This is a genomic window from Micromonospora sp. ABR4_055 (assembly GCF_056160425.1).
In genome coordinates this window covers 32,197-52,108 of sequence record NZ_JBSWXD010000011.1, presented here as the reverse complement: position 1 = coordinate 52,108, position 19,912 = coordinate 32,197, and the positions used below count along the sequence as shown (strand labels likewise).

Sequence of the window (19,912 nt, the reverse complement as noted above, 5' to 3'; positions counted from 1 at the left end):
AGTACTCACGTCTTTCCACCGTGCGCGTGCACCAGTTGATCCGCGTCCTCGGCACGGCTGTCGAACGGGTCGTCGGCCCGCTCCAGCGCCAGCCAACGCCGCCTGCGCGCCGCCTGGTAGCGGCCCCAGAGCCGACCGCCGGCAAACAGCGCCCCGAGCACGGCGAGGACCGCCAACACCACCGACCAGGGAACCGGTTGAGACCGTTCGTCCTGCTCGAGGACAGTTGCGGGCAGCCTTTCATCGACCAGCCGGCCGGTGACCGCCGCGTACGGATCGAGCCGCCCGACGCTCTCCGGGCCGGCATCGGCCGGCCGGTCGGCGGACACGACGAGCTGCCGGCCGGTCTGTTCCCCGGACAGTCCGGGATGGGCCGAACGCACCAGCGCCGCCGCACCGGCGACGAACGCGGCGGCGTACTCCGGACCGGTGCCTACGTGGGCTCCGGTGCCGGTCGCGCTGATGCTACGGATGCCGGCCGCCGGCGCGAGCAGGTCCACCGAGCCGGCCGGGTAGTCGGCGATCGGTCGCTGGTCGGGGCCGAGGCCGCCAACGCGGAGCAGGCCGTCCCCGGAAGTGATCGCCGGTTCGGCGGCTGGGGCCGGTGCCACCACGACTGCGCCCCAGCCGATCGCTTCGTCGATCGCGGAACGGACCGAAGGGTCAGCGACATCGACGGACACACCGAGCAGGATCACCTTCGCCCCGGTGGCCACCGCGACCTCGATGGCGGTCACGGCTGCCGGTGGGCTCGCCGCGACGCCCCGGTCCACCAGCCGCACCGGGATGACGACGGCTTTGGGCGCCACCCCGACCAGGTCGCCGGCTCTCCCGTCGTCGGCTGCGACGATACCCGCGAGCGCCGTACCCGAGCCGACGCAGTCGGTGTCGCCCTGACCTCTGCCGGATACGATGTCGACGCCTCGGCCGAGCCGGTCACCGAGTTCCGGCCGACCCGCTGCGACACCCGAATCGACGACAGCCACCGAAACGCCGGCACCGGTGGCGGTCCGCCACACCCGCTGCGGCGCGACCAACTGCTGTCCCCAGTTCGAGTCGGCCGGTGGGTCCGCTACCGCAGCCGGCCGGCAGCCGGTGTGGTCGGACGCTGTGGAGCCGGAACCCGTTGGTTCGCCGGCGGGGGGCGCCGTGCTCCGCACCGGAGCGCTGGCCGGGCCGGCCGGGCGGTTGAGCGATCCGGACGGCCTGGGCGAATCAGCCGGTTTGGGCGAACCAGCCGGTTCCGGCGATGCCGTCGCGCCAGGTTCCGCAGCCGTTGTCGTCGGCAGTGCACCGTGTCGAAGTCCGGTGCCGATCGCGTCCCAGGGCAGCACGAGGTGCCAGCCTTCGTTCAGTTGCCCGGGATCGCTCAGCCGCCCGCCGTCCGGCTGCTGCCGCCCGGCGTTGAGTGCCAGGATCTCGCCGGCGCGCTCGGCGTCGCCGAGGAACCGCTCGGCGACTGACCAGAGGGATTCCGGCTTGCCCTGGTACGACGCCATCACCGTGTAGTAGAGGACGTACGGTTGCTCCTGCGAATCGGCCGGCGTGGCCCGTGCGGGCCGACGCTCGGTGACCATCTCCGTGGTCGCCGCCGTCACCGCGACAAGCGTCGCCAGCCCGGTCAGGACCACCCTGGCCAGGTGCCTGTTCACCAGTTGGCCTTTCGAATCAGCGCCCAGTCGTGGTCGTCGTCGGGCCAGCACTCGTAAACCTCGAGACGAAGGCCGATTCCTCCGGTCGCGTAACCGGGAACGTCGAGGCAGAGGTTCGAGGCGGTGTTGATGACCCAGTAGTACTGGATGTCGCCGGACTTGACCGTGGGCTGCAACCGCCAGTACTGGTTCTCGTCGTCGTAACAGCCGGTCTCGTTCAGCGGCGTGGTCGGCGCAACCGAGCCCTTGCCTGGCAGGTCCAGACAGTACTGAGAGGTGACGCTACGAATCCAGTACAGCTGGTTCCCAGAGCTGTCGACCCGGCGCGGGACGAAGGCGTACTCCTGGTTGTCCGGGGTGTGCGGGTAGCAGAGGTCCTGGAGGACCGGCCCGTCGCGTGGACCGGGGCCGACACCCGGTATGTCGATACACCTGTCGGTGCCGAGGTTGTGGATGAAGTAGGGCCCGTACGATCGGTTTGTCCCATCGGCGTCCTTGGCCCTGACCGGCGGCTGGTCAGAGTCGGTCTGTGCCGGGGTGCTCGGCTTCGTCGCCGGCGGCGAAGGCCGCGGGGGCGCTGCGGTCGTCGGGGCGGTGCTCGCCTCCGCTGATCGTTCGGACTCGGTGGTCGGGCTCGCCACTGGAGCGGCCGACGGTGAGGGATCGGCCGACGGGGCCAGCCGAGGATCTTTGCCGTACTCGGTCTCGAAGTGGCCCACCTGCTCGGCCAGGGCAACGACCCGTTCAACACCCGGTACGTCAGCCAGCGACCGGATCGTCGGGTCGCCCCGTAGGAACACGGCCAACGCGAGCGAATAGGCGTCGGGGCCAGTGCCGGGCACCGCTTCCAGCAGCGCGCACATGGTCTCGCCGAGGGCCGGCACCGCCGCGGCCGGGGTCCAGGGTGAGGCCTCCGCCGACGGCCGTACGTAGGCCACCCACATCTCGGGTAGGAACTGCGCGATGCCCTGCTCGCCGGTCGGGCCGAGCCGCTGTGGGTCGAACTCGGAGGTGGCCATGAGCTGCGCGGCGACCCGAGTCGGGGGCATCTGTGGGCAGACTGCGCCCGCGGCCAGGATCAGCTCGAGGTACACGTCGGGCACCGGCAACGGCGCGGCCCTGGTGATCCGCTGCGCGACCGCCGGTTGGGTGGCCTCGGCTGCGGCCCTTCCGCTGCCGCCGAAGGCTGGCTGCGACGCATACCAGATGGCGTACCGTTCCACAGTGTCGACGTACTCGGCGGCCCCGACCGGCACGTCGCCGGCCTCGACAACGGGCTCGACACCGAGCCGGTGCGCCGCCAGTGCCAACAGCCACTTGTCGCCGTCGAGTTCGAGCACCCGCAACTGGCCGACCAACTGGCACATGTGGTGGGCGAGCGCGGTGATGCTGGCCGGCCGATCAGCCGGCCGCGCCCCGTCCCACGGTGCCCACTTCTGCCACACGGTCGGCACCAGCCCGGCAGTGCCCTGCCCGCCGACGGCCTGCACAGCCTCGACCGGGGTCGCCGAGAACCGGGACGCGGCCATCACCTGACCGGCCAGCCGAGCCGGGGTCAGGGTGGGACATGAGGCTGCGGCCTCGGTCAGCAGCCGGACATCCGCGTCGGTGATCGGCGTGCCGGGTAGTGGTTCTCGCGCATCGGCCGGGCTAGGTGCCAGCGAGGCCGTCAGGGTGACCATCGCGACCATGCCCAGGGCCACCCCCATGAACGCCCGGTTGCGAAACCTGGCCGACATGCCCATTCTGGCCACCAACCTTCTCAGCCTTACCTCAAGCCAACTCGCCGTGCCCGCCCGAGGCGGAGGTACCGGTAAGTCGGAGTGGACCTGCTGCAAGCTAGATGCACACAATGTGGAACACAAGCGATCATACCCAACCATCGATGAACTCTGCGTAAATCGATGGCTGTACGGGTTGCTCCTCCAACGAGGGTGAGGGTGCCGCCCCGGCTCCGCTCGGACGACCTGTCTCCGACGGCTGCCGTCGACGCCGTACCTGGCCAGTCTACGAGGGCACTTCGGTAGATCATGTACTTCGAGGGATGTCCCTAGTAGCACCTTGTCACACTTCGATATTGAACGGTGCCTGTATAGCGCCCACTGGCTGGCTTGGGCCCACACTCGGGGGTCCGCGAGCCGCCCACCGCGGTCGACCCACTGCCGCATCCGGCGTCGACGTCGAGATCGTCACCATGGACCCACAGGCCGAGGGCTTCAGCGTCGTCAGACGCCGATGGCTCGCCAGACGACTGGGCGAGGCAGAGCCCGGCGCCGGCGATCGCCACCGTGAAGTCAGTCGATACGCCCATCCATCTATGTTGACGATCAGGCAATCTGAGCAAGGCCGTAGTGCCGGTACGGGCCGCGCTGCTCAGGTTGAGCGGCGCGGCCCGTACGGCGGTTCCTCACTGCGGCTCGGCGCGGAACCGGCGGTGCTCAGCCCGGCATTGCCACCTGTGCCGGGGTCGACCGGTGGGTGGTGGTGCCGTCACCGAGCTGCCCGAACGTGTTGTCACCCCAGCACCACAGGCTGCCGTCGGTGCGTGCCGCGCAGGCGTGGTAGGTGACAGAGAAGCCGACTGTCCAGGTGGTCGCGGTGCCTACCTGTGCCGGGGTCGACCGGTGAGTGGTGGTGCCGTCACCGAGCTGCCCGAACGAATTCTTGCCCCAGCACCACAGGCTGCCATCGGTACGGGTCGCGCACGACGAATCGAGGCTCGCGTCCACACTTGCCCAGTTGCTGGCGGTGCCGATCCGCAGCGGGGTGGTCTGGGAGCCGACGCCCCCGCCGACCTGGCCGTACCCGTCCTCACCCCAGCACCACAGCGTCCCGTGGACGCGGACCGCGCAGGTGTGTACGTAGCCGGCCGTCACCTCGGCCCACGTCGTCGCGGTGCCCACCTGCGTCGGTGTCGCCCGGTAGCTCAGGATGCCGAGACCGAGCTGGCCGTCCGAGCTACTGCCCCAGCACCACAGGGTCCCGTCGGTCCGAACGGCGCAGGTGTGGGCGTAGCCGGTCGTGACGCTCGCCCAGGTAGTCGCCGTACCCACCTGCCGCGGGGTCGTCGCCTTGTAGGGAGACAAGCCGACGCCGAGCTGAGCGTGACGGTTCAGGCCCCAGCACCACAGGGTTCCGTCGGTCCGAACGGCGCAGGTGTGGTTGCTGCCGATGCTGACGCTCGCCCAGGTGGCGGCGGTGCCTACCTGCACCGGACTGGTCCGTCTGGTGGTCGAGCCGTCGCCGACCTGCCCGCTGGAGTTGTTGCCCCAGCACCAGAGCGTCCCATCCGTGCGTACCCCGCAGGTGTTGCCGCTACCGGCGTCGATACCCGCCCACGTGGTGGCGCTGCCGATCTGAACCGGACCGGTCCGGTTCGTGGTGGTCCCGTCGCCGAGCTGGCCGTAGAAGTTGTTGCCCCAGCACCACAGGGTTCCATCGGTCTGGGTCACACAGGTGTGCAGATTGCCGGCGGCGACCTGGGATACCGGCGCGGCGGCGATCGCCACCTCCCGCGCGTTCCGGTCGGCGGAGCCAACACCTGCTGTTGCTGCGCCCGCCGTGAACCCGATGGCCAACACGGTGATCCCGACGGAGGCCGTCACCGCGACAGCGGTTCGGGCTGCCTGCCGCCATCGCATCCGCAGCCAACTCTCCTGGTGTTCGTTCATGTCCTGTTCTCCCAGACATCGTCGGTTCCGGTGAGGCGGCGTTGCCCCGGCAGGTCACCAGCGACCCGCAACTACCTGCCGATGAACTATACATCGATGCCGATCAAATCTTGCCGAGGCTATGGGACACCGTGGCCAATGACGGGAACGCCCCGCATGAGAGCACTGTAGGAATACGTCATATGAACGCGCTTTCCTGAAGGTGTACGGTCAGCCGCACCACCAGGATCACGGCGTTGTGCTGGCGGACCTGCCACCGCCACCATTACCTACGTGGACAGTGGCAGGCTGGTGGAGGACTGCACGACAGCACCGTCTGCCAGTCGTACCCCGAATAAATGCGACCTTGTCGGCGGTACCGCGCTACGGTTCTCCGGACGATCCCCGGACATCGGCCGAATGGTCGTTCCCTGCCAGGTTGGCCACTCCGTCCGGGTAACTGCGACGGCGGCGATGGTGGGCCGTGCCGGTTAGCGCGCGCCGAGGTGCTCGGCGGCGTACGCGGTGATCGTCTTTCCGAGGATCCCGGCGAGTTCTGCGCACTCGTCGGTGCTGATGGTCAACGGCGGCAGCAGCGGCATCACGCCGTCGGAGTAGCTGGTCAGCAGCCTATTGTCCCGGCAGGCCAGCCGGAGCCGGTAGACGTCGCGCACCGTCCACGGCGTACCGTCGTCGCGGTAGCGCAGCTCCAGGCCGAGCAGCAGCCCCTCACCGCGTACGTCGCCGACGTGTGGATCGTCGGCCAGCGTGTCACGCAGGATGTCGCACAGCTGCCGGCCACGGTCGCGGACGCCGTCGAGAAACCCGTCGGCGGTGAGGATGTCCAGGACGGCGAGTCCGGCGGCGGCACCGAGCGGGTGCCCGTCGGTGGTGCTGCCGTTCGGGAAGCCGAGTCGGAACGGCGGCTCGGCGAGCGCGTCGTAGATCGGGTCGGCGACCGCGAGCACGGCGAGCGGGAAGTAGCCGGCGCTGACGCCCTTGCCGAGCACGATCATGTCGGGTGGTTCGGGCAGCCGCTCGCTGACCGTCATGGCCCCGACCCGACCGGCGCCGGTGGTGACCTCGTCGGCGACGATGTGGATGTCCCGGGCCCGGCAGTAGTCGATCAGCGCCGCCAACTGGTCGATGCTGGCGGCGTGCAGATAGTTGCCCATCACCGGTTCGACGATGACGGCGGTCACCTGCGACGCGCCGACCCGGTCGACGACACCGGCGACGGCGTCGAGCAGTTCGTCGCCGCCGGCGACGTGCACCACGCGGTCGTCCAGCGGCGCCGACCACTCGTGCAGGATCTGCTCACCGGTGAGCGCGGTGGCCAACGGCCCGGTGCCGTGGTAGCTGCCATGCACCGCGATGATCCGGTCACGGCCGGTCTCGCCGGTCATCCTCCGGTGGAAACGGGACAGCATGCCGGCCGCCTCGGTCATCTGGCTGCCAGTGTTGCCGAACCGGATGTGCCGCAGGGTCGGTGGCAGCGTCGCGGCGAGGGCGGCCGCGTACCGCACGGTGACCCGGGGCGGATGTTCGTAGCGCATGACCGTGCCGGACGGCAGCTCGTCGAGCTGGCGGCGCATCGCCGCCTTGACCGGCTCGCATGAGTAGCCGAGGGTGACGTTCCACATCGACGAGCGGGCGTCGAGGTAGCGCCGGCCGGCCTGGTCGACGGCGTAGCTGCCGTCGCCGCCGACGAGGAACATGTCCGGATCGGACTCGGCGAGAAACTCGCCCATCGGGGTGATGCCGTGCCAGGCGTGGTAGGTGGACCGGTCGATCATCGGGCAGCTCCTCGGCGGGCGGCGGACACCACGTGCTCCTCGTCCGGCAGCAGGGCGGCGCTCAGCGGTGGGCTCACCGGTGCCGGCACCGGGGCACCGGCGATCAGGTCGAGCCGGTGCGGCGCGACCGCGCCGGTGCGTACCAGGTGCAGGCCCAGTGCGGACATGACGCTGACGCCGGCCGGGGCCTCGTCGACCAGGATCACCTGGCCGCCGGCAGCGGCACGGACCATGGCGGTGACGCCGTCGAGGTCCAGCGGTGCGGCGGTACGCAGGTCGACCACCTGGGCGTGCAGCCCGTCCCGGTCGAGGACGGCGGCGGCCCGCAGGCAGGTGGCGACGGTGTTGCCGATACCGACGAGGGTGAGGTCGCGGCCGGGACGGGCGCAACCGGCGACGCCGAACGGCAACGCGGCGTCGGTCGGCTCCGGCTCGGGCAGCGACGCCCAGTCGGCGGCGTACAGCCGGGGCGATTCCAGCACCACCACCGGATCCGGGTGCACCAGCGCGGTGCGCAGCAGCCCGGCGGCGGCGTTCGGTGACCCGGGGACCGCGACTACCAGCCCGGGAATCTGGCTGAGCAGGCCGTGCGCAGCGTGCTCGTGCTGGGCGCCGAGCTGCTCACCGCCCTGGGTCAGCCCGCGCACCACCACCGGTACGGTGAACTGCCCGTCGGACATGTACCGCCACTTGGTGGCCTCGTTGACCAGCTGGTCGAAGGCGGTGAACAGGAAGGCGGCGCGGGCGATGCTGACCAGCACCCGGCGGCCGAGCAGTGCCATCCCGACCGCCATGCCGAGCATGGTGTTCTCCGCGATCGGCAGCCGGACCATCCGATCGGCGCCGAACAGTTCGATGAGGTCGGGCTGCTGGTAGGTGCAGAACATGCTCATTGTTGGCTGGTCGGCCAAGGCGCCGCGGACCGCCCCGACGGACGGGTGCCGGCGGGTCATGTCACCGGCTCCCGCACCGTGACGGCCTCCGGCCAGGTTGCGCCGGGCGGCCAGGGCGCGGCGGTGACCGTGGTGACCGCGCTCGCCGGGTCCGGCCGGTCGGCGGCCAGCGCGTCGGCGAAGACCTCGGCCAGCTCCACGGTGATCTGCTCCCGGATCGCGACGACCGGGCTGGCGGCCTGCTCGCGGCTGGCGGCGACCGGGCTGGCGACGGTCGGGCTGGCGAGGGTCGCCTCGACGCGGGTCAGCGGATCCCGGACCAGCCAGTGCTCCCGCTCGGCGGCCGGGCGGTACTCACCCGGCGGTTGCGGTCCGAGCTGGGCGTGGAAGTGCCGCAGGTAGGTGTGGGCGACGAGGACCTGCGGGCGGCCGGTCCGGCAGTGGGCCAGGGCCGCCGCCGCGGCCCGGTGCACTGCGGTCACGTCGTTGCCGTCCACCTCGTCGCAGTCCAGCCCCAGGCCGCGGGCGATCTCCCCGGGTGCACGGTGCCGCACCAGGTCGCTCGGGGTGTGGTCCTGCCAGCCGTTCTCCTCGCAGACCAGCAGCAGCGGCAACCCGAGCACGGCGGCGACGGTGAGCGTCTCGTAGGTGGCGCCGGCGCCGAACGCGCCGTCACCGCAGAACGCGACGACCGCCCGGCCGCTGCCGGCGGTCTTCTCGGCCAGCGCGGCTCCGGCCGCGATTGGCAGCTGCGCGGCCACGATGGAGCTGGCACCGAGCAGGTAGCGGGACCGGTCGGCGATGTGCATCGACCCGGCCTTGCCGCCGCAGACCCCGCCGGTCCGGCCGAGGATCTCCCGGGCCAGCCCGGCGGCTGCCACCCCAGCGGCCAGCGCATGCCCGTGGCACCGGTAGAAGCTCACCACCCACTCGTCGGGCTGTCGGGCGGCCAGCGCCCCGACGGCGACAGCTTCCTGCCCGGTGTACGGGTGGACTGATCCGGGCACCTGGCCGGCGGCGGCGCACCGCAGAACCTGCTCCTCGAAGACCCTGATCCGAACCATTTCGCGGTACGCGTCCGACAGGTCCATCGTCTGGGAGTTCCCCGTCCCTGCGCCGGCGGAGATTCATTCACCGGCCGCATCGGAAGCTATCATGATCGCCTGCTGAATGCCGCCAATTATAGGTACCCGATCGACGCCGGTCGCAATACTGGAATTGGTCGGAGTCCGGTCAGGATGTGGTCAGGTTGTGGGCGGCCACCCGCCGGGAAACGACGGCGACGGTGCCGAGAAAGGCCACGGCGGCGAAGCAGATCAGGGTGGGCAGCACCCCCCAGAGTTGTGCCGCGACGCCGGCGAGCAGGGAACCGATCGGTACCGCCAGCACCGCGAGCGCCCGGCTCAACGCAAGCACCCGACCCAGCAGCGGGCCGGGGACCACCGACTGCTGCAGCGACACCGAGGCGATCAGCCAGACCGTGGCGCAGTACCCGAAGATCGTCTCGTAGACGATCAGGGTCAGCACCGACGGCGTGACGGCGGCCAGCGGGATCAACATCAGGGCGGCCCCGGCGAGCGGGGCGAACACCGGGACCACCCGGGGATGGCCGAGCCGGGCGATCACCCGTCGTGCGGTGGTCACACCAGCGACGGCGGCGACGCTGTTCACCGCGAAGGTCAACCCGAGCACCCAGGGCGACAGGTCGAGGACCCGGTAGGCGTACAGCACGTAGAGGCCACCGATCGCGGAACCGCCTAGGTTCAATGCGGCGGCGGTGACCGCGATCCGGACCAGCTCCGGACGACCACGCAGCGCGGCCACCCCGTCGCGCAATGCCCGTAGTGGATGTTCCGGTGCCGGCGGCGGCCCGCCCGGCCGGGGCCGCAGCGCGGCGAAGCCGACGGCGGCCAGCGCCTGCGCCGCAGCGTTCGCCGACATCGCCAGCGCCCCGCCGAGGGTCTGCACCAGCCAGCCGGCCAGCGCCGGCCCGGCGATCTGGCCGGCCGACTGGGCACCGGCCAGCGCGGCGTTCGCCGGCACCAGCCGGTCCGGTTCGACCAGTTGCGGCACGGTGGCCTGCAGGCCGATGGTGACCAGCCCACCGAGGACGCCGGACAGGCCGGCCACGGCGTACAGCAGCGGCAGGGAGAGCGCTCCGGCCAGCGCGGCTACCGGTACGGCCAGCACCACGGCGGCGGTGCCAGCGCTGGCCGCCATGAGCAGCCGACGCCGGTCGACGACCCGGTCGACGACCACCCCGAGCAGCGGTGCGGCGAGCGCCTGGGCGCCGTACTCGAGGGCGAACAGGGTGGCCGCCGCCACCGGCGAGGCGTGCAGCGCCACCACCGCGACGGTCGGCAGGGCCAGCGCGGCGACGTGGGTGCCGACGACGCTGGCGGCCTGGGCGGCGACGGCCGGGCGCAGCGGTCGGTCCACCGCGATCGACGTGGCGAGACGGCCGGGCATGGGCACCACTCCTCGGCTCGGTCGGTCGAGTCACCTTCCCACAGCTGCGGTCACCATCGAAAGCTACGGTGACCAAGGTAAATACCGTTTGCCCGTTCCACCGGTCGCGAACCGACCACCACCCCGGACGATAATGCTTGCCGTACCGACGCGAGGTCATTTATGCTCATCACATCGTGCACCACCGCCGGCGCACATCCTCACCGACGCAATCAATCGACTGACACGGATCGACTGAACCAAATCAGTGAACCGAGAATCTCCCGCTTGCCGGAATCCCGTGGCCGACGCTGGGCGGCAAGCCTGTTGGGGAGTTGCCAGTGGCACTCATCGATGCCAATGATCTTGATCGCAACGAGTTGGCGTACCGTGTCTTCGGCGTGACCCGCGACAAGACGCCGTGGCGCGCCGCGGACATCATCGCTGACGGGCCGGCGGACCCCAGCTGGGAGCGGGCCGAGCTGGCCTGGCGGATGTCCTCCCGCGGCTACTACGCCGAGCAGGCCGGGCTGGTCGCCGCCGCGACGCTGGCCGCGCAGACCGAGGACGCGCCGCTGCGGTTCAGTCTCGCCCTGGCCACCGCCGACGAGGCCCGGCACGCGGACGCGTTCTACCAGTACGCGAGCCTGGTCGGCGGCGGTGAGCCGGAGCCGGAGTCGCCCGAGCTGATGCAACCGCTGGACACGGCGCTGACCCAGCTGCCGTACATGGGCCGGGCGCTGGTGCACACCATGTTGGAGGGCTTCGCCGCCGACGAGTTCATCCTACTTCGCGAGGTGTTCGCCGGCGACCCGCTCGGCCAGCTCTACCACCACGTACGCCGCGACGAGATCCAGCACGTCGCGATCGGGCTGAACTACCTGGCCCGCGAGTCCGCCACGGACGAGGGGCGCGAGCTGTGGCGCGAGTACGGGCCGCAGTGGCATGAGATCGGCATGCGACTGACCTACCTAGACAAGATTTCGGTGTCCCTCGCCGAACTGACCGGCCGTGAGCCCGACCGGCTGCGGCACTGGTTTCTCCGCCGGCACCGGGCCCGCCTGAGTGCCGGTGGAGTCGACATGGACGGAGGGAGGTGAACATCTTGACCATCAAGAAGGTCACCATCAAGACGCCGGCCCACGGCACCTGCAAGTACCTGGTCCCGACTCGGAAGGCCGAGAAGTGATCGCGGCCGGCGAGGCGCGGGTAAGTCCGCGTGGAGGGCCGAAGACGTGATCGGCCGGATGGGGCGGTCCCGCCCCATCCGGCGCACCTCGGTATGACGCGCTCACCAGCTGAAAGGCCCGGCCGATGTCCGTATGTCTGGTCGCCATGCCCTGGCAGGCCATCGAATCACCATCACTGCCGATCGGGTTGCTCAAGGCGGTGACCGTCGCCACCGGGCGGCCCGCCCCGACCGCCTACCACGGCAGCCTGCGCTGGGCCGAGTTCCTGATGGAACGCAGCGACGGCGAGCTGAGCCCAGCTGACTACACCGAGGTCGCCGAGGTGGGCCTCTTCGACGGCCTCGGCGACTGGGTCTTCGCCGGGGTGCTGCACGACGACCCCGAGTTCGGCGTGGAGACGCTGCGCCGCTACGCGGCCGAGTACGGCACCGGCATCGCCGGCCCGACCGCGATGCGCCAGTACGCCGCCGACTTCGTCGAGCTGGCCGCCGCCGAGATCCTCGCCACCCGTCCGTCGCTGGTCGGCTTCACCACCACGTTCATGCAGAACGTGCCGAGCCTCGCGGTCGCCCGACGGATCCGCCAGCTCGACCCGGGCGTACGGATCGCGTTCGGGGGCGGCAACTGCGACGGCGCGATGGGGATCGCCCTGCACCGCAACTTCCCGTTCGTCGACTTCGTGGTACGCGGCGAGGGCGAGGTCGCGTTCCCGATGCTGCTGGACGCCCTCGACGCTCGCGACCTCGACGCTGGCGACAACCTCGGCGCTGGCGACGAGCGTGACGCCCGGCTCGCGCGGATACCCGGGCTGTCCTGGCGCCGGGCCGACGGCACCGCGCGGCACAACCCGCAGGGCGCGCTGCTGCCGCCGGCACGCATCCCCACCCCGGACTTCGACGACTGGTTCGGCCAACTCGCCGCCTCGCCGGTCGGCGAGTACATCGAACCCAAGCTGGTCCTGGAGGGCGCCCGGGGCTGCTGGTGGGGCGAGAAGCACCACTGCACCTTCTGCGGGCTCAACGGCACCGCGATGACGTTCCGGGCCAAGCCTGCCGAACGCATGATCGCCGAGATGACCGAGCTGGTCGGCCGGCACCAGACCCTCGACGTGATCATGGTCGACAACATCATCGACAACCACTACTACGCAGACTTCCTGCCCCGCGTCGCCGCGCTCGGCTGGGACCTGCGGCTGCACTACGAGGTCAAGTCCAACCTGCGGCCGACCGAGATCGACGCGCTGCGCGCCGCCGGCGTGGCCCACGTACAGCCCGGCATCGAATCGCTGGTCAGCCCAGTGCTCAAGCTGATGGACAAGGGCGTCTCCGGCGTCCACAACGTACGGACGCTGCGCGACTGCGAGTCCGCCGGGCTCACCGTGTCGTGGAACTGGCTGTACGGGTTCCCCGGCGAACGCCGGGTCGACTACGACCCGGTGCTGCGTCAGCTTCCCCGGCTGGTGCACCTGCAGCCACCGGCCGGCTCGTCGCGGATCCTGCTCGAACGGTTCAGCCCGTACTTCGAGAACCCGGTGCTCGGCTTCCCGACCCGCCGGGCCGCCCGGCTCTATCAGCATGTCTACGACCTGCCCGAGAACGAGCTGGCCGACCTGGTCTACCTGTTCGACACCGAGCCGGCCGGCCTGTCCGAGCAGGACGCCGAGCCGCTGAACGAGCTGCTCAAACGCTGGACCGACGGCTATCCGGCCAGCGCGCTGCAGCTGCTCACCGGCCTGGACGCGGACGAGATAGTGATCGCCGACCGGCGGGTCGGCTGGCCGGAGTGTGAACACCGTATCGCCGATCCCCGGCTGCGCCGTGCGTACGCCGAGCTGGAGCACGGCCGTACCGTCACGGCCCTGGCCGCACGGCTCGCCGCCGCCGGACTGCCGGTGGAGACCGACCGGCTGGCGCGGTGGCTGGCCGAACTCGACGACGCCGGGTTGGTCTTCGAGGAGAACGGCCGCTGGATCAGCCTGGCGACCACCGTCGAACCGGTCAAGGTGGCTTGAGATGGGTACGGCGATGCTGCTCACCGACCGTACCGGTCTGGCCGCCTGGTCGCTGCGGACGGTGACTCTGCCGGAGCCGCTGGACTTCGGCGACTCCCCCGAGCAGGACCTGGCCCAGTTGCGGTTCCTGCGCGCGGTGACCAGCCACGCGGTACGGCTGCGCTGGACCTTACGCGGGCGGCCGTCGTTCCCGCTGGACACCCACGTGCACCTGGTCGCGCCGTCGGCCGGCACCGACCGGGCCAGCCGGGCCTATGCCGGCGAATGGGGCCTGGCCTACCGGTACGGCAGCTGCTACTACCGTCGCGGGCCGGGGATGGTGACGGTCAAGGACGTCCGACCCGGGGTCGAGGCCAGCCGGATGGTGATCACCGACGGTGCCGACGCGTTTCTGCGGCTGGCCGAAGACCCGTCCGGCGTGCCGGCGCCGGGCGACGTCGACGCGGCCGCCGCCGCCGTCGAAGCCGGGCTGGCCTGCGCGGCCGGCGACGCGATACTGATCCTGCCTTACCGGATGCGGCACTGGCCGGTGCCGCATGTGGCGGTCTGAGGCAGCCCCGGCCATGACCGCGTCCGCGCCGCACGAGCCGCCGCCGCACGAGCCGCAGCCGCACGAGCCGCCGCTGTACCCGTTCCGTGACTACGACGAGCTGGGGCTGGACCCGAGGTTGGCCCGGCTGCGCGCCGAGTGCCCGGTGTCCCGGATCCGGCTGCCGTACGGTGGTGACGCCTGGCTCGCCACCCGCTACGCCGACGTGACGACGGTGCTCGCCGACCCCAGGTTCAGCCGGGCCGCCGCCTGCACTCCGGACGTGCCCCGGCAGACCGAGTCGCCGCCGGTGGCCACCACCATCCTCGACCTGGACCGGCCGGAGCACGGCCGACTCAGACGCATCGCCGCCAGCGCGTTCGCCCAGTGGCGCATCGAGCGACTGCGCCCGTACGTCCGGCAGGTCGCCGACGAACGGATCGACGCGTTGCTGGCCGGCCCGGTGCCGGGCGACTTGTACGCGACGGTCGCCCTGCCGGTGCCGCTGACCGTGCTGTGCCACGTCCTCGGTGTACCGCTGGCCGACCGTGATCGGTTCCGCGCCTGGACGCACGCGCTGTTGATGCCCGGGCCGATGCCGGCCGACGAGTTCCGGTCGGTCGCCGCCGCGCTGGAGGACTACCTGCGGGAGCTGATCGCGCACCGCCGCGAGTCCGCCACCGACGACCTGCTGAGCATGCTGGTCCGGGCCACCGACGACGGCGACCGGATGACCGAGCAGGAGCTGGTGTCGTTCGGCGTGACCCTGCTCGCCGCCGGGTTCGAGACCACGGCCAGCCAGCTGGCCAGTTCGGCGTACCTGCTGCTGCGCCACCGGCACCTCTGGGAGTTTCTGGGCCGGGAGCCGGACCGGGTGCCGGCGGTGGTCGACGAGCTGCTCCGGTTCGTGCCGCTCAACGGCGGCAGCGGGCTGCCCCGGGTGGCGACCGAGGACGTCGAGCTGGGTGGGGTGACGGTCCGGGCCGGGGAGGCGGTGTTCGCCTCGACCATCTCCGCCAACCGTGACGACGAGGTGTTCCCGGACGCGGACACCTTCGACCCGGACCGGCGCCCGACGGCCCGGCATGTCACCTTCGGCTACGGTCCGCACCGCTGCCTCGGGGCCTGGCTGGCGACGATGGAGATCCAGGAGGTGGTCGGCGCGCTGGTCGCGGCGGCGCCGGGTCTGCGGCTGGCCGACCCGGACGGGGTACGGTGGCGCGCCGGGACCATCGTGCGCGGCCCGCTCGCGCTGCCGGTCAGCTGGCCGACTCAGGCCGGGCAGTTCCGGTCAGGTCAGTCGGAGTGACCGCTCCCAGTCCACCGCCACCCGGTCAGGGTCGACGTCCCGGTCGTGGTGACCGCCACACGGACAGACCCACGACCGGACGTTCAACGCCAACTGCTCGCAGGCGGTGACGGCATCAGATCCGACGACACCGATCCGGGCCGGGGCCGGCTCACCGTCACCAACGGCACCGTGCGGGTGAATGCCGGCGACGACGCTGTCAAGGGCGAGAACACTGTCGACATCTCCGGTGGCACGGTCACCGTCACCAGCTCCTACGAGGCGATCGAGAGCCGGCAGGTGACCATCTCCGGCGGCACCGTCGACGTCACCGCCCGCGACGACGCGATCAACGGCGCGGTCCACTTCACCGGCGGCACGATACCGCGCCAGGTTCCGGGCCCCAACACCCCGACAAGCGGATTGATTCTCTTGTGGAGGTAGGCCAGTATCGATCAATGGACCAGACCCGTGAAGACGACGTGGCGGTACGGCAGTTCTACGAGACCTACGGCTGGCAGCGCGGATCATCCGGGAAGTACCGGGACGCGGAAGCATTTCGTCGACCTGCGACCGGTGATGGACGGCTACCATCGGCGCCGTGACCAGCGGGTCGCCCGACTGCTGGCGGGCGACGGACCACTGTTGGACCTGGGTGCGGTGGAGCGCCGGTGCCGGTTGCGTCCGACGGCGGCCTACGGGTCAATCTCGATTTCGCGGCAGCGGCGTTACACGGCGCACGGCAGACCCTCGGCGACACCGCCAGCTACCTGCAGGCCGACATCTGCCAGCTGCCCTTTCCGGCGGACACCTTCAGCCGGGTGCTGTGCGCCCACGTGCTCTACCACCTCACTCCGGAGCGACAGACGCTGGCACTCACGGAGATCTGCCGGGTCCTGCGGCCGGGCGTCGTCGCCGTGCTCGTGTACATCCAGGCGTTCGCCCGCCTCCAGAACCTGGCCCGCCGGCTACGGCTGGACTCCCGGCCGGTGGCGGACCTCCCACCGTTGCCCTACCACCCGGTCGACCATCGCCTGCTGCAGGCCGGGCTGCGTGGTCGGGCGCGCATCGAGGTTCGGAGCTGGTCGGTTCTCGCGCCGGAGATCACCCGCACGGTGGTGCCCGGCGGGTGGGCGGGCCGAGCGATGGTGGCCGGAGTCGCGGCGGTCGAAGACCGGCTGCCCTGCTGGAGCGCACAACTCGCCCGCTACCTGATGTTGATCGTCCGCAAGGACCCGGAGCGGATAGGTCCGGCAGATCCTTGCTAGCCACCGGCGGCCCGCGATCGCGACGGTGGACTTGCCGCGACGTCGGGGAGCGCCCGGGGGACGGTCAAGACCGCAGGTGCTTCCCGAGCGGAGTGGTGGGGGGGGTGGTGGGTCGTCTGCGCGATCGGCCGACCGTCCTCAACCACAATGGAGTTCATCCCGGCTGTACTGCGAAAAGGCACTATAGTCGAGCCCAGTCGCTGGCATCACTCGTGGCAGCCCAAGGGAGATAGATCGATGACTGGCTCACGCATTCTCTCCGTTGGGCACTACCAGCCCAGCCGGATCCTCACCAACGCCGACCTGTCGAAGATGGTCGACACCAGCGACGAATGGATCCAGTCCCGGGTCGGGATCCAGACCCGGCACATCGCCGAGCCGGACGAGACCGTCGACGAGATGGCGGCGCACGCCGCCCGCAAGGCACTCGCCCAGAGCGGCCTGTCCCCCGCCGACATCGACTACGTCTCGGTCGCCACCTGCACCGCCATCGACCGGTCGCCGAACATGGCCGCCCGAATCGCCGCCCGCCTCGGGCTCAACCACCCGGCGGTCATCGACGTCAACGTCGCCTGCACCGGGTTCACCTACGCGCTGGCCGCGACCGACCACGCAGTACGCGCCGGCGCGGCGCGTAACGCCATCGTCGTCGGGGTGGAGAAGCTGTCCGACTTCGCCGACTGGACCGACCGTACGACGTGCGTGCTGGTCGGCGACGGCGCGGGAGCCGTGGTGCTGACTGGCGCCGACCAGCCCGGGATCGGTCCGGTCGTCTGGGGCTCGGTCCCCGACATGTCCGACGCGGTACGCATCGAGGGTCGTGCCGGCACGTTCCAGCAGGCCGGCCAGGCGGTTTACCGGTGGGCGACCACAGTGCTACCGACCATCGCCCGGCAGGTCTGCGAACGGGCCGGGGTGGCCCCGGCAGACCTCGCCGCGATCGTGCCGCACCAGGCGAACCTGCGCATCATCAGGTCGCTCGCCGAACGGATCGGTGCGCCGAACGCGATCGTGGCCGAGGACGTCATCGAGTCCGGCAACACCTCCGCCGGCAGCATCCCGATTGCCTTGTCGAAGCTGGTGATGCGCGGCGACATACCGTCCGGCGCACCGATCCTGCTGTTCGGCTTCGGCGGTGGCCTGTCCTACGGAGGCCAGGTCGTCCGCTGCCCGTGACGATCAACTGTCGTCGCCGGCACCGACCACGGTCGACCTGCTGTCGGTCGCGGTGCGTTCAGCGACCGGGCCAGCTGCCGGCCAACGCCCGGACCGTGGTGTTCTCTTACCTGCGGCCCCGATGACGGGACCGGGCCAGCCTGAGCAGGCCGGCACCGGCCAGTAGCACGACCAGGACCGTGGCCAGGACGGCCGCCCCGGCCTGGTCGAGCGTGGCGGCCAGCCACCGCTGGACCATGCCGGCGCCGTCGATCAGCGGGTCCCCGCCCGACCCGCCGCGCAGCAGCCGGATCTCGTACCAGCCGTACCAGGCGACGTAGCCGCCGGCAGCCACCAGCAACGCGCCGCCGACGCGGGACAGCAGCGGGGCCGCGCGGCGGACCCGGCGCAGCAGCCCGTCGCGGGCCAGCGCGACGGTGACGGCTGCGACCGCGACGGTCAGCCCCATCCCGGCGGCGTACGCCACGAACAGGGCCACCCCGGACGCGACCGAGCCGGCGCGGAAGCTGGCCGCCACGATCGCCAGGAACGGAGCGATCGTGCAGGACAGCGACGCGGCGGCGTAGGCCATCCCGAAAACCACCATGGACAGTACGGACCGACTGGTGGCCGGGGCGCGGGACGGCACCATGCCGATGCCGGGCAGCTGCCGGCCGGCGAGCAGCACCCCGCCGAGCCCGATGAGCAGCAGCCCGATGCCGATGGTCAGCCACGGCAGGTGGCGCTGCACTGCCCCGGCTGCCGGGGCCACGACCAGGCCGAACACCCCGAAGACGACGACGAATCCGGCGGTCATCGCGGCCGTCGTGGTCAGTGCCCGACCGACGGCGGCACTCCGACCGGTGCCGGCCGCGGCGTCGCCACTCACCAGGAAGGACAGGTACGCGGGCAGCAGCGCGAACCCACACGGGTTGACGGCGGCGAGGGTGCCTGCCGCCAGGGCGAGCGCGAGCGGTGCGTCGGTCATCGGATCGGGTGGCGGAGGTCGGCTAGCCGGCGATCAGCCGGTCGAGCATGCCGGGCAGCGAGTCGACGTCGACATGTCCCTTGTCGACGACTTCGCCATCGGCGTCGAGGACGACGAAGGTGCTCTGCGCGGTGATCTCGAAGTGCCGCCACACCGCGCCCTGCTCGTCGGCCAGTTGCGGAAAGCCGGACAGCTCGGCCAGCTCGACGAACTCGTGCATGGCCGGCACCCCGTCGAGCCCGGCCACGCCGACCACACCGGCGGTGTCGGCGTAGTCGGCGGCCAGTGAGTTGACCCGGGCGGCCTGGCCGAGGCAGGTGGGACACCACGGTGCCCAGAACCACAGCACCGCCGGTTTGCCGGCCAGGCTGCGCCCGTCGAAAGTGTCGCCGGCCAGGGTGTCTGCGGTGAAGGCATAGCTGGCGCTGACACCGCCACCGTCGGTGCCGGCACCATTGTCGGTGTCTGCACCGGTTTCGGGGTCGGTGTCCCCGGCTGGCGTGCCGGCACCGGTTGTGTCCCCGCCGGACGGGGGTGGCGTGCCGTCACCGTCAGCCGAAGTGCCGCAGCCGGCCAACGCCACCGAGCCGGCGACGACAAGGCTGATGATCATCGACCGCACCCGCATGATGTCTGCTCCGTCCCGGTATCCGACGTCCGACGATGTCCGGCAACCGTACCTGCCCGACGGCGGTTTCCTCGCATATACCCCCTGGGGGTTGCTAGCCTACGAGGATGACCAGCCAGACCACCCGCGGCTACACCGCGTCCAAGGACCAGCTCCAGGCCCGGCTGCGCCGCATCGAGGGGCAGGTCCGCGGGATCGAGCGGATGGTCGACGACGACCGGTACTGCATCGACGTGCTGACCCAGATCTCCGCCATCCAGGCGGCTCTGGACAAGGTCGCTCTCGGCCTGTTGGACGGACACGCCCGGCACTGCATGCAGGAGGGTTCCGCCGAGGGCCGCGCGGACGAGATGGCCGCCGAGATGATGGCGGCGGTCGGTCGGCTGATGAAGCGCGGCTGACCTTGTCACACCCAC

The 19,912-nt window shown here is 71.0% G+C and carries 16 protein-coding genes and 1 pseudogene; 8 read left to right on the top strand and 9 right to left on the bottom strand.

Translation table 11 applies throughout. The annotated features are described in order from the left end of the window. Nucleotides 1–5: 5 nt before the first annotated feature. The 7 genes from ACXAHD_RS05495 to ACXAHD_RS05465 form a co-directional block, all read right to left on the bottom strand. A complete protein-coding gene (locus ACXAHD_RS05495; RefSeq protein ID WP_281552687.1) occupies nucleotides 6–1,652 on the bottom strand; it encodes a S8 family serine peptidase in 1,647 nt (548 codons plus the stop codon). Next, a complete protein-coding gene (locus ACXAHD_RS05490; RefSeq protein WP_281552686.1) occupies nucleotides 1,649–3,391 on the bottom strand; it encodes an RICIN domain-containing protein in 1,743 nt (580 codons plus the stop codon). The genes ACXAHD_RS05495 and ACXAHD_RS05490 overlap by 4 nt, the downstream gene beginning before the upstream one ends. A 699-nt stretch (nucleotides 3,392–4,090) precedes the next feature. After that, nucleotides 4,091–5,323: an RCC1 domain-containing protein gene (locus tag ACXAHD_RS05485; RefSeq protein ID WP_281552685.1), complete on the bottom strand. Its 1,233-nt coding sequence runs from the start codon at nucleotides 5,321–5,323 to the stop codon at nucleotides 4,091–4,093. A gap of 470 nt (nucleotides 5,324–5,793) precedes the next feature. Continuing rightward, nucleotides 5,794–7,098 carry an aminotransferase class III-fold pyridoxal phosphate-dependent enzyme gene (locus ACXAHD_RS05480; protein ID WP_475048966.1) on the bottom strand — a complete coding sequence of 435 codons (1,305 nt, stop codon included), beginning with the start codon at nucleotides 7,096–7,098 and terminating at the stop codon, nucleotides 5,794–5,796. Continuing rightward, a complete protein-coding gene (locus tag ACXAHD_RS05475; RefSeq protein ID WP_281552683.1) occupies nucleotides 7,095–8,051 on the bottom strand; it encodes a transketolase C-terminal domain-containing protein in 957 nt (318 codons plus the stop codon). The genes ACXAHD_RS05480 and ACXAHD_RS05475 overlap by 4 nt, the downstream gene beginning before the upstream one ends. Next, entirely contained in the window at nucleotides 8,048–9,082 is a 1,035-nt protein-coding gene (locus ACXAHD_RS05470) for a thiamine pyrophosphate-dependent dehydrogenase E1 component subunit alpha (protein WP_475048963.1), read from the bottom strand. Before ACXAHD_RS05470 ends, ACXAHD_RS05475 begins: the two co-directional genes overlap by 4 nt. Before the next feature lie 142 nt (nucleotides 9,083–9,224). Further along, complete coding sequence (locus tag ACXAHD_RS05465; RefSeq protein ID WP_475048960.1) at nucleotides 9,225–10,460, bottom strand: MFS transporter; 1,236 nt, start codon at nucleotides 10,458–10,460, stop codon at nucleotides 9,225–9,227. 320 nt (nucleotides 10,461–10,780) lie between these two features. On the opposite strand from ACXAHD_RS05465, the gene ACXAHD_RS05460 reads away from it, so the two are divergent. From ACXAHD_RS05460 to ACXAHD_RS05430, 7 genes and pseudogenes are all read left to right on the top strand, one after another. Further along, on the top strand, nucleotides 10,781–11,539 hold the full coding sequence (locus ACXAHD_RS05460; RefSeq protein ID WP_281552680.1) for a ferritin-like domain-containing protein: 759 nt from the start codon (nucleotides 10,781–10,783) through the stop codon (nucleotides 11,537–11,539). Between the two features lie 214 nt (nucleotides 11,540–11,753). Continuing rightward, a complete protein-coding gene (locus ACXAHD_RS05455) occupies nucleotides 11,754–13,640 on the top strand; it encodes a RiPP maturation radical SAM C-methyltransferase (RefSeq protein WP_475048957.1) in 1,887 nt (628 codons plus the stop codon). 1 nt (nucleotide 13,641) lies between these two features. After that, nucleotides 13,642–14,190: a DUF5825 family protein gene (locus ACXAHD_RS05450; RefSeq protein WP_281552678.1), complete on the top strand. Its 549-nt coding sequence runs from the start codon at nucleotides 13,642–13,644 to the stop codon at nucleotides 14,188–14,190. A 13-nt stretch (nucleotides 14,191–14,203) separates the two neighbouring features. Further along, nucleotides 14,204–15,478 (top strand): cytochrome P450, encoded by a 1,275-nt coding sequence (locus ACXAHD_RS05445; RefSeq protein WP_475048954.1) that lies wholly within the window; start codon nucleotides 14,204–14,206, stop codon nucleotides 15,476–15,478. A 45-nt stretch (nucleotides 15,479–15,523) separates the two neighbouring features. Further along, the gene (locus tag ACXAHD_RS05440; RefSeq protein WP_281552676.1) at nucleotides 15,524–15,901 is read left to right on the top strand and encodes a carbohydrate-binding domain-containing protein; all 378 of its coding nucleotides are present in this window, start codon (nucleotides 15,524–15,526) and stop codon (nucleotides 15,899–15,901) included. Between the two features lie 212 nt (nucleotides 15,902–16,113). Beyond that, nucleotides 16,114–16,725, top strand: a pseudogene (locus ACXAHD_RS05435) (class I SAM-dependent methyltransferase); the annotation flags it as partial. 237 nt (nucleotides 16,726–16,962) lie between these two features. Next, nucleotides 16,963–17,901 carry a beta-ketoacyl-ACP synthase III gene (locus ACXAHD_RS05430; protein ID WP_281552675.1) on the top strand — a complete coding sequence of 313 codons (939 nt, stop codon included), beginning with the start codon at nucleotides 16,963–16,965 and terminating at the stop codon, nucleotides 17,899–17,901. Between the two features lie 106 nt (nucleotides 17,902–18,007). Here the strand turns inward: ACXAHD_RS05430 and ACXAHD_RS05425 are convergent, their stop codons facing one another. Beyond that, a complete protein-coding gene (locus ACXAHD_RS05425) occupies nucleotides 18,008–18,868 on the bottom strand; it encodes a cytochrome c biogenesis protein CcdA (protein ID WP_281552674.1) in 861 nt (286 codons plus the stop codon). A gap of 22 nt (nucleotides 18,869–18,890) precedes the next feature. Then, nucleotides 18,891–19,481: a redoxin domain-containing protein gene (locus tag ACXAHD_RS05420; RefSeq protein WP_475048951.1), complete on the bottom strand. Its 591-nt coding sequence runs from the start codon at nucleotides 19,479–19,481 to the stop codon at nucleotides 18,891–18,893. Nucleotides 19,482–19,603: 122 nt separating this feature from the next. On the opposite strand from ACXAHD_RS05420, the gene ACXAHD_RS05415 reads away from it, so the two are divergent. Continuing rightward, nucleotides 19,604–19,897, top strand: coding sequence for a metal-sensitive transcriptional regulator (locus ACXAHD_RS05415; protein WP_278172303.1), 294 nt, complete (start codon nucleotides 19,604–19,606; stop codon nucleotides 19,895–19,897). Nucleotides 19,898–19,912 lie beyond the last annotated feature (15 nt).